This is a genomic window from Haloimpatiens lingqiaonensis (assembly GCF_901447495.1).
GTDB lineage: Bacteria > Bacillota > Clostridia > Clostridiales > Clostridiaceae > Haloimpatiens > Haloimpatiens lingqiaonensis.
The window spans coordinates 50099-60556 of the sequence record NZ_CABDWS010000009.1 but is presented as its reverse complement, the minus strand read 5'-3'; the positions used below and the strand labels follow the sequence as shown (position 1 = coordinate 60556).

The window sequence follows — 10458 nt, the reverse complement described above, 5'->3', positions numbered from 1 at the left end:
AACTATGGAATTGGGAGAATCCCCACAGAAAAACATAGATACTTTCTTATCTATACTAAAATATAAAAATAAATAAGTTTATAGTCAGTTAAATGACTGCTATAAACTTATTATACGAGGAGGAAATCATATGAGATGTGTTGATGATACATATGAAACAGAGTTGAATTTTGTGGACCAATTTGAACTATCAAGAAATGGTATGGTTAAAGAAATTAAAACAGAGTTCGATATAGTTAGATATTGTTTGGCAGAACAAAATAAATCACAAGAACAATACGCACCTGTGTTTGATAGAATTATAATAATGCCAATAAGAAAATTGCTTTGTGAAAAAAATTCTGTGCTAATAAAAATTTGTCCAGACTTTTTAATGCCAAAATTAATAGGTGTTGAATCGGAATTGTCTGAAGGACATAAAGTTATTTTGCCACCATATAAAATTTCATCGATGCAGGATTGGATGCCTGTTAAAGAATGGTTAGAACAGAGTATATCTAGCTTTAACAGAACACCTGAAACCATAGGCAAAATGTTTCCTGATTTCACATATGAATATATAAAAAATAAACTAGATAGGAAAAATAGGGCAAAATTAGATTCATTTTATCAAAAAGAAGAAGTGCAATTTAAGGGTGAGAAGATAATTATTTATACTAAAAAGGATCCAGATAACAGTTTAATAAATATAGAAATATTTGAGATGTTAGATAAAATTGGGTACAACTCCTTAAATCTATATAATTTTATTAAACATATGTCCGATAAACGAGGGGCTCATATTGATGTCGCTCATTCAATTCTTATTGAAACACTTAATAATAGGGATGGATTAGGCTTAACCCCAGTAACATATTTTGCTATCCAAATGATATATGCTGCTAAAAAACAGATTTTAGAATTAAGTGATTATTGGGAAGATATGCCTGAGTTGATGGTTTAATTAAGTATTTAAGAAAACATTAGAATAATAAGAGAACAGGCAAATTGTATAAATGACGTTATATGATAGGGGAAAGGGGGTAATAAGTTATGAACCATATAAAACTAAATGATATTCTAGGTTTAAACACTGAAGAGATTAATAATAGCAAAATAGAACTTAATATGCAAGCTGGAGTAGGTGGAGAGGCATATATTGATCTTTGGCTCTGTTGTGATGAAATGGATAAAAGAAATGGGACCTGCCCTGAATGTGGTTATTGGGGATGGTATGGTAATCAAAGAAATTTTAGACCAGGTCAATGGGTATTTAGCTTTGTAAGATTAAGAGATGATGAATGGCTCTTTACTTCAGCAGCAGAGATTATTGAAGTACCAGAAAATACATTTGCAAAAGTAAAAATCATTGATAAGTATAAGCCTTATTTTGGGAGGTTAGTTATTCAACTTGTTAAGGGGAACACTTTTGCTCGGTATACTTTTAATCTTTCGAAGTATATAGAAGACAGTAGCATAAAAACAATTTTACCAGATTTATACGGCGGTGAAGACTTTCCTGGATATGATAAGGTTAGATTATCATATAAGCAATTGGAAACCATAATTAAATACGGAAAAAATGATTGGATCGCAGCCCTAGAAAATCAAAAGGCAGTATACTTATTGACAGATAAGACTAATGGGAAGATGTATGTTGGTTCCGCCACAAGTGATTATGGAATGCTACTACAGCGATGGAGAAGCTATATTGAAAATGGTCATGGTGGAAACAAAGAGTTAGTAGAATTAGTAAATATGAAAGGTTTTGATTATATAAAAGTAAACTTCCATTATTCTATTCTTGAAAATTATAATGCAAAGGTAGATGATCTTGTTATATTAGAAAGAGAATCTTGGTGGAAAGAAATATTGCAGACTAGAATATTTGGATATAACAAGAACTAGGATTAGGGGGTAGGTCAATGATCAATGCAGAAAAGAAAAAAGCATTACTTGAATTGTTAAAGACGAATACAGGGTTAGTGGAAAGCTATTATTTTACTTTAGAACAAATAGGTGATCTTAAAACTAATTATATAGATTATATGACAACCGCACCTATAGATGTTAATACCGAATTAAAGCGTCTAGTAGGAGCTAATTATGATTTATGTACAGCATTATTAACTATGCTTTTAAGAGAGGATCACTTCTCCAATGGAGAATTTGAAATAAGGTATGAGCAAGGACAAGTCACACCTATTATAAAAAAAATGCTTGAATTACTCTAAAAACTTACTATTTTGAAAGGAGAAAGTATGGATAAGAAAAAATGGGAATTTTCAAAACCGCTTGAGTATGATATACTATCTCATACTCAAAATTTTGTAACAGGTTTCCAAGTTAAAGCGCCAGAACAAAATAAAGAATTAGAAAAAGCATTAGCGAAGAACTATGAGAATAGACAAAAGACGCAGGAAGCAATTGAACAAACAGCAATAAATACTAGTGAAACCAATGTGCATTTACAAAATGTTATAGTAAACCAAAATGATTATATAACAATATTAAAAGAACAAATTGATTTACAAAACAAGCAGCTAGAATTAAATGAACAGCAATTAGCAATTCTTAAAAATATTTTTTCATCTACAGAAGATGGTGTCGCTGTTGAACAGGAAATTTTGAAACTTATCCAAGAACAAATCGATTCAAATCATCCGCTATGGGACTTTCTAAAAGATAAAGGAGGAGATGTGGCTGTAGCGGGTATTACCGCAGGAGCACCAGTTATATACAATGCAATTAGGATGTTTTTATTATCAAAGGGTATAAATTTACCATAGCATTGATTTTGGGGATTTGTCTTATAAAAAAAACACCCGCAGTTTGGACAAGGCGAGTGTTTTTTTTGGATTTCATCCTACTTATATTTTTATACCATTCTTAAAACTCACTTGAATTTTATCTTTCTCATAAACTGTCAAGTAATCTACTAGACTATTCCATAAAAGTGGGTCAAATTCTGAAATTAATCCATCTTGTTTTTGCAACTCATCTAGGAAGATTTCCAAGTTTTTATGCCTAGTTATTTTATCCTTAATCTGCTCAGTTGTAAGCTCTAGGTTAGCCTTAGTGGTATCAAACTTTTCTACGAGGCTATCGTATCTTCTTTTATATTCTTCTTGGTCTAAAGCTGTATGGGCATTCTGATTAATAATATCTTGAATCATTTCAGCTGCAATTTCTAGTTCGTTTTGAAGCTCAGTCTTTTTGTTTTCCAAATCTTTAGTATCAAATAAGGTTGCTTTCATAGTTTCAAAGTTTGCTATAATCTCATCCTTATCAGCTAGTAAATCATTTGTAGCTTTTATAAATATATCTTTAATTGTATCTTCATCAAGGTGGGGAGTTTCACATTTTTTGTTCCCTTTAAATTTATGGTTACATTGCCAAACGGTACGGCGGTATTTGCTATTTGAGTGCCATACTTTTGAACCGTACCAGCTTCCACATTCGCCACATTTAATCTTTCCAGCAAATATATGAGTTCCACTATGCCTGTTCTTACCTGCTTGTCTAGCTTCAAGTTCTCGTTGCACCATGTCAAATACCGCAGGGTCAATAATAGCTTCGTGGTTATTTTCTACATAATATTGAGGAATTTCTCCCTCATTTACTTTCTTTTTTTTAGTTAGAAAATCGACAGTATAGCTTTTTTGTAGAAGGGCATCACCTTTATATTTTTCATTAGTTAGTATGCTCCTAACTGTGCCAGCACTCCAATTTTTCTTTTTAGCTGGAGTGAGGATGCCGTCTTTAGTTAATTGTTTAGCAATGCCATAAGGGGTCATACCTTGAAGGAACATTCCGTATATCCTTTTAATAATGGGAGCTTCTTCTTTATTTAATACCAAGTTCCCATCTTCACCCCTGTCGTAGCCTAAGAACCTTCTAAAAGGAACACAAACCTTGCCATCTGCGAATCTCTTTCTCTGTCCCCAGGTAACATTCTCCGAAATGCTACGGCTTTCTTCTTGAGCAAGGGAGGACATAATGGTAATTAATAATTCACCCTTGGAATCTAATGTCCATATATTTTCTTTTTCAAAGTATATTTCAATTCCTTTTTCCTTAAGCTGTCTAACCGTTGTAAGGCTATCTACTGTATTTCTAGCAAACCTACTGACGGATTTAGTAACTATTAAATCTATTTTACCGTCAAGAGCATCAGCAATCATTCGTTTAAAGCCTTCACGATGTTTTGTATTGGTGGCAGAAATACCATCATCAGTGTAGACATCTACAAATTCCCAATCATCTCTGCTTTTGATGTAGCTAGTATAATAATCAACTTGAGCCTCATAGCTTGTAGCTTGTTCTTCGCTGTCGGTAGAAACACGGGCATAAGCAGCAGTTCTTCTTTTTCTTTGCTCATTAATAGGGGTAGATGTGAACCTGCTAATAGTAGCGGGTATGGTTGTTACATTTCTAACTGTCCTTGTCATTTTTATGCCACCTACCTTTATGCCCAGCAGCATGGTTATTGCCTTTTTGGTATTCAGCCCAAGCTTCACGTCTTTCTTCGGTCCATGCATCAGTTCTGGCAGTTGATTCCCATTTTTGATGAACTATCTGTCCATCGTAAAAATGAAATATTAATTCATCTTGACCTTTAACTACGATTTTTTCTATTTCTTCTAGGAATATATCTTCATCAAATTCTTCAAGTCCAAGAACCATAGCAGAATATTTTTCAAGAACTTTTTCTGGTACATCTTTAGCATGGCAGTGGGAGATCCCCTTTTCACTTTTAGTTATGCAAATTCTAATATAATAGATTTCGTTAGGGTCTTTTCTTTGCCTTTTGCCACTTCGTCTATAATTTTTGCCACAATTATCGCACTGAATTTTACTTGTGAAACAGGTGGTCTTTATAGCCTTATTAGCAAATACTCCAAGCTCACGCCTTCTTGCTATTTCAGTTTGAACTTTATCAAAGATTTCTTTTTCAATAATAACAGGGTGGGTATCTTCAGCATAATACGTAGGAAGCTCACCTTTGTTTAACTTTGTCTTTTGTGTTATATGATTTTCAACATAAGTTTTTTGAAGGAGGGAGTTCCCAGTATATTTTTCCTGCCTTAGGATGGCCCTTATAGAAGTATTTGAAAAGTGTCCACCAGTATAAGATTTAATGCCCATTTCTTTGAGTTGCTTTTCTGTTTGCTCAGCGGAGAGACCATTAAGGAAATTATCAAAAATAAGTTTTATTACTTCAGCTTCCTCTGGAACAATATTAAACTTTTCACCATCCCACCTATATCCATAGATGCAGAAAGAATTTACTATTCCTTTTTGAAATCCTTTACGAATACCCCATTTGACATTTTCACTAATTGAGCGACTTTCCTCTTGAGCAAAAGAGGCTAGAAGGGTCAGCATAAGTTCCCCATCATCGCTTAGGGAGCTAATATTCTCGCTTTCAAATCGAACTTCAATTCCAAGATCTTTTAAATATCTTACAGTTTCCAATAAGTCTATGGTGTTACGAGCAAATCTTGAAATTGATTTAGTTAAGATAATGTCGATTTTACCTTTTTTACAATCCTCAATCATTCTTTGAAATGCAGCTCGATTGTCTGTTGTTCCTGAAATACCTTCATCTGCATAAACTCCTGCATATATCCATTCTTTATTTTTTTGGATGTAGGAACTATAGTGGCTTATCTGTGCAGACATAGAGTGGAAGGTACGACCTTTTTCTTCTGAAACTCTAGCATAAGCAGCTACCTTTTTTCTTTTTGGAAGATTAGGTAGAGTGGCCTCTATCTTCCTAATAGTCTTCATTTAATCACTTCCTTTCCTTACTATACATCACTTATAAAGCCCATAAAGTCAAGGAAGTATAGCAAATAAAGAAGCTAATTTAGGCTTGTATTTTTGCATCATTTCTTCATTAAATTGGTCATATTCACTAATTGTAATTAGACCTTTTTCTAGCATAGACTTGGCGATAGCCATAGTGATTCCATAGTCTTTTTCGGTATTAAACATTTCTTCACTCATGAATATCACCTCCAAATCTATGGTTGATATAGCAGGAGTGGGAGCAGTATTTTCTTTTGGAATTACCGTATGCAGTAAAAGGCTCGCCGCAGTGGGTACATATAAAGGAATAAATGGCTTTTCTATTTACAAGCTCTGGATGAGCATTCCACCATTTAACACGACATTTGTCACTACAAAACTTTAATGGTTTTTTACCTGGAGTTTGTTTTAGTTCTTTTCCACATTCTTTGCAAAATGTTTTATTAATTTGTTTACTTTCTTTGCCAATATGACCACTTAAATTATTTCTTCTACAGAAAGATTTAATAGTATTTATTGAAATACCTAGAGCATCGGCAATTTTTGAATAACTAATACCTTGGTTTCTAAGTTCTATAATTTGTTGCTTTTGTAATTCATTCATGGTTTACCTCCCCCTAAGAGGCAAAAGAAAAACCCCTCACTATCTAAAGGACAGTGAGGGGAGAAATCCGTAGTAAATTTTAATTAATCGTATTTTATAAAGGCATCAGTAAAACCAGCTGCCTTAACTTTTTTGAGCATTGCATCTGCATTAGCTTTTACAGAATAGGCACCTACTTGAACTCTATATAATTTATTAGTGGTTTGAGGTGGGGTAGGGGAGAGTGGGGGAGAGGTGAGAGCCTTTTTTACATCTGCTCTAAAGGTATCCATGCTTTTCTGATGCCTTAGAAACCAGTTTCTAGGATCGCCATGATTACTAGCTATTCCTAGTTTATAGCCCTCATAATGGCCAATAATATTTTTTTCAGTAAGATTATAAGTTTTACAAAGGTGAATACAAAGCTCTACAGCCTCATTATAAACTATATTGAAATAGGGGGTATCCCTAAGATTATCTTCACAGATTTCAAAGCCTATATGGGTATCATTTGCTTTTCCACCAGCGTGCCAACCCCTATGATTCCAAGGTAGAGTTTGGTAGGTAGCAATAGACCCATCAGCAAGTTTTCCTATAAAAGCATGGACACAAGTCCGCCTACCATCTGGACAGGGCTGATTCCAATGGTTGTTATATTGATTCTTTCCAAGGAGTCCATCATCTGGACCTACATATCTTTTAAGGTTAGGGTTATTAGCACCAGTAGAGTGAACCATAATCCCTTTAGGAACTATGGTCTTTCCAGTTTTATAGCATTCATTATTTACAAGTATCAATTTCTGTAAATTCATTATTCATCACCATCTTTTAATTGAATCAACACATCCTTTAACTTTTCAGGAATAGGCAGTCCAATATTAGCAGAGTTTTCTAAGATACTTATTCCTTCATTTGATATATAGAAAAATATTACCGCTGTTCTTATTGCTCCACCGTTTTTTATTAAATATGCATCTACGGTATGTCCTATGGCTACCATTAAAAATATCATTACTTTTTTAAATATTCCCTTGAAACCAATTTCACTCGAAACTTCCTTTTTAATTATTGCAAGCATTACACCTGTTAAATAGTCAATAACCACAAAGGCTATAAGGGCATATAAAAAGCTATCGTGTCCACCTAGTACATAGCCTAAGTATCCTCCGATAGCTGTGAAAAATCCCTTTATTAAGTTTAATATATCTTTCAATCAAATCCCTCCCATTTAATAATAATCTTCTCCATAATTAACTAAGTCTATTTCAAACATATATTGTATTTTCATTGTATTTGCTTCTGTTTTCTCAACTGGCTGTGCAAGTTTTGTATGTGCTCCTATAGGCTTACTAGTAAGAAGTGCTTGTATCAATAAACTATTACTACTTGACCCATAATACCTACTTATCCATCTGTCTGTACCAAGTATGTTATAATAACCATAATAACTACTATTTATAGAAAAATTCTTCTTATACGGTTCTAATAAATTCCCTTGCTTATTTATTACTTGATAAAAGCTAGTTCCCCCTTGAGTGTTTGTATAGTATAAATATATTCGATTTGCACTTCTATAAAAATCGTAAACATAACATCTTCTTTCAATATTTCCACTATCAAGCCCCCTTGTTTCAAACCAAGTTGAGTTCCCTATTTTAGGTTTAATATTCATATCTTGAACTTTATTACCTAAAGCATCAACCCTTAGCCATCTACTAGTATATACTTTTTCATTAAATTGGTCATCCATTCTTGTAGTATAGCCTATAATATCAATACAGCCATCAAGAAATACTCCATCAGTATTTATTTGCTTATAATTAAATGATACATTATAATCTTTATCCTTAAAATCTTGGCTCATGTTTATGTCTACAAAACTTAGTTGTACTCCTACTTTACTCCATTTATAAATTCTTAAATAATTATCTCCTGAATACGAATAATTATAAAATCCTATAAAAACCATTTCACCATCTGGTTGTATATATGGGCAAGCTTGATATAGCCCATCATATTTCTTAATAGCATGACTACTATCTGATACAAGAGCATTTCCCTCATAGTTTAATAATCTTGTTACTTGATCCCATATAATTATGTCATTAGTATTAATATCGAAAGGTATCATTAGCCAATGTCCTTTAAGGCTCTCTGGAAATTGTAAATAACTTGATTGAGTTATACTTGTATTCTTCCCATCTGCTAAAAGCCATCCTTTTGTAGGACTTATGAATTTTATAGTTTTTGCATAGGAAAACAACCTATTAATTGCATAATATCTTCTTGGATTGATTTCACTATTAATATAATAACTATTATCCTCATATTCTCTCCCATACAATGCAGCACCTCTATAAAAATAATCCTTATTTTCAGGGTCACTATCTGCCCAATAAATACTTTCTATTCTTCCATTTGCAGCATGAGTTGGAAAGTCAAATACAAAGTTAATCTTTATTTTATTATCTGTTACCTCAAATTTAGTCTCAGACCTATTGACAGTTCCTCTTATTGGATCATTGCCTGAATAGGGTTCGTTTCTCCCTGCAAAACCGATAACATTTCCCATAACCCTTTGTTCATTTATATTCTCAGGTTTGTCGCTGTCGGTTAAGTAAAGATAATTAAACCATGTATAATTTTCACATCTTCTTGTATTCCCAGCACCCATAATTCCTTGTACAAAAAGTTCTAAGAATGTATCTTTGAAGTATAGGTCTGGAATTAAATTTTCAGTATATGCTTCTTTTAATTTTTTGTTAGTTTTTGCATCAAAGAGTTCTAGAAGCACCTTTCCTTTAATACCTTGATTTTCTTTATATTTTTTACTAGTAATAATACTCCCATTTATGAAATCTTTATTATATGAAATACATTCCCTTAAATTTTCATCTACCATATAAACACCTCAACTATAGAAAATTTTAAGTTTCTTAATCTTACATACATCTGAAAGAGTAGGTTTTTCTAATATATAGGCAAATCTAATCTTTCTATTTAGTTCTATCAGTTCATTTAATCTTTCATAATTTATTAAGTTTAGGTTTTCTGGATTTATTCCCTTATCTAGAAATTCTAAAGAATTCTTAATATCTACTTCCCTATAATCATTTTCATTTATATTAAAGGTAAGATAAGTCTCTCCACTGTCCACACTAAAAGCTATCCTTACTATTCCATTGGTCTTAGTTATATTTCCACTATTATTTATTATATCTGTAGATACTTCTGCTATTATATTTGATATCAACTTCTCACTAGGAATAAAAAAATCTTCCTTTTGTTCTATGACTTTAGGAAGACTTGTTGCTATTATTTTTATTCTAAATTTAAATTTTTCTTGTCTTTCTACTACATCGGGGTTATCTGTATAATAATAAACCTTTGGTGAATCTCCTACTATACCTTCCAAAGATGAAGGTAAAATATCATTCCCATAATTTAATAATATTTCTTCAGTTATTGGCATATCAGAAACCTTAACCCATTTAAAAGCACCTTCCACTTCTTGAAAGTTCTTTATTCCTTCATCATCAATTATTAAGAATCTATCTTTATCGGGAAAATATGATCCTTCAAGTATTTTATAGTTCTTCCCATCTTTACTATCAGAGATTAAGACATAGGATTTGCCAGTTTCTAATGTTATGCTTTGAGTTCCTATTCCAGGATTTACAAAGCTATCTGTGCCAGTATTCGGAGTCTTTTCTATAACTATTTGAATAACACCTGTTTCATAAAAAGAAACTTCCCAAACTAAATTATTATTTCCCCAGCCATTATAGGTACTATTTCCTTCAAACCTTACCCTAAATAATTTATATCCATTTTCCTCTTCTGATGAGTAATATAAATTATTATAACTTGTATCCCTTCTATTAATTTTAATATGCTCTGAAGATGAGCCAATACCTATCCACGAGTTACCACTTGTATAAATTGTTCTAATTAAATCACCATTGTACATAAAGTCAAATCCCATGTCAGGTAAAGTTACTGTAGAATCATCATTCCTTGTACCATAAAGGGTCATTCCAGAACTTCCTTTTGGGTTTGCCATTATAGGTCTTACTCCCATA

The 10458-nt window shown here is 32.5% G+C and carries 12 protein-coding genes; 4 read left to right on the top strand and 8 right to left on the bottom strand.

Annotated features, from left to right (window positions below; translation table 11 throughout):
• Positions 1-130: 130 nt before the first annotated feature.
• The 4 genes from FGK85_RS03295 (at position 131) to FGK85_RS03280 (ending at position 2768) form a co-directional block, all read left to right on the top strand.
• Positions 131-943, top strand: a complete 813-nt coding sequence (locus FGK85_RS03295; protein ID WP_128753266.1) for a hypothetical protein — start codon at positions 131-133, stop codon at positions 941-943.
• A gap of 89 nt (positions 944-1032) precedes the next feature.
• Positions 1033-1887, top strand: a complete 855-nt coding sequence (locus FGK85_RS03290) for a GIY-YIG nuclease family protein (RefSeq protein ID WP_128753265.1) — start codon at positions 1033-1035, stop codon at positions 1885-1887.
• Between the two features lie 17 nt (positions 1888-1904).
• The gene (locus tag FGK85_RS03285) at positions 1905-2213 is read left to right on the top strand and encodes a hypothetical protein (RefSeq protein ID WP_128753264.1); all 309 of its coding nucleotides are present in this window, start codon (positions 1905-1907) and stop codon (positions 2211-2213) included.
• A gap of 27 nt (positions 2214-2240) precedes the next feature.
• Positions 2241-2768 carry a hypothetical protein gene (locus FGK85_RS03280; RefSeq protein ID WP_128753263.1) on the top strand — a complete coding sequence of 176 codons (528 nt, stop codon included), beginning with the start codon at positions 2241-2243 and terminating at the stop codon, positions 2766-2768.
• An 81-nt stretch (positions 2769-2849) separates the two neighbouring features.
• Here the strand turns inward: FGK85_RS03280 and FGK85_RS03275 are convergent, their stop codons facing one another.
• From FGK85_RS03275 to FGK85_RS03245, 8 genes are all read right to left on the bottom strand, one after another.
• Entirely contained in the window at positions 2850-4430 is a 1581-nt protein-coding gene (locus FGK85_RS03275) for a recombinase family protein (RefSeq protein ID WP_138203714.1), read from the bottom strand.
• Positions 4414-5772 (bottom strand): recombinase family protein, encoded by a 1359-nt coding sequence (locus tag FGK85_RS03270; protein ID WP_128753258.1) that lies wholly within the window; start codon positions 5770-5772, stop codon positions 4414-4416. The genes FGK85_RS03275 and FGK85_RS03270 overlap by 17 nt, the downstream gene beginning before the upstream one ends.
• Before the next feature lie 48 nt (positions 5773-5820).
• Positions 5821-5991 carry an SHOCT domain-containing protein gene (locus FGK85_RS15250; RefSeq protein ID WP_170177318.1) on the bottom strand — a complete coding sequence of 57 codons (171 nt, stop codon included), beginning with the start codon at positions 5989-5991 and terminating at the stop codon, positions 5821-5823.
• Positions 5984-6397, bottom strand: a complete 414-nt coding sequence (locus tag FGK85_RS03265) for a helix-turn-helix domain-containing protein (protein ID WP_128753257.1) — start codon at positions 6395-6397, stop codon at positions 5984-5986. The genes FGK85_RS15250 and FGK85_RS03265 overlap by 8 nt, the downstream gene beginning before the upstream one ends.
• Positions 6398-6480: 83 nt before the next feature.
• Entirely contained in the window at positions 6481-7188 is a 708-nt protein-coding gene (locus tag FGK85_RS03260; protein WP_138203712.1) for an N-acetylmuramoyl-L-alanine amidase, read from the bottom strand.
• Complete coding sequence (locus tag FGK85_RS03255) at positions 7188-7589, bottom strand: phage holin family protein (RefSeq protein ID WP_138203710.1); 402 nt, start codon at positions 7587-7589, stop codon at positions 7188-7190. The genes FGK85_RS03260 and FGK85_RS03255 overlap by 1 nt, the downstream gene beginning before the upstream one ends.
• 15 nt (positions 7590-7604) lie before the next feature.
• Complete coding sequence (locus FGK85_RS03250; RefSeq protein WP_128753254.1) at positions 7605-9278, bottom strand: hypothetical protein; 1674 nt, start codon at positions 9276-9278, stop codon at positions 7605-7607.
• A 9-nt stretch (positions 9279-9287) separates the two neighbouring features.
• Positions 9288-10457, bottom strand: a complete 1170-nt coding sequence (locus FGK85_RS03245; protein WP_138203708.1) for a hypothetical protein — start codon at positions 10455-10457, stop codon at positions 9288-9290.
• Position 10458 lies beyond the last annotated feature (1 nt).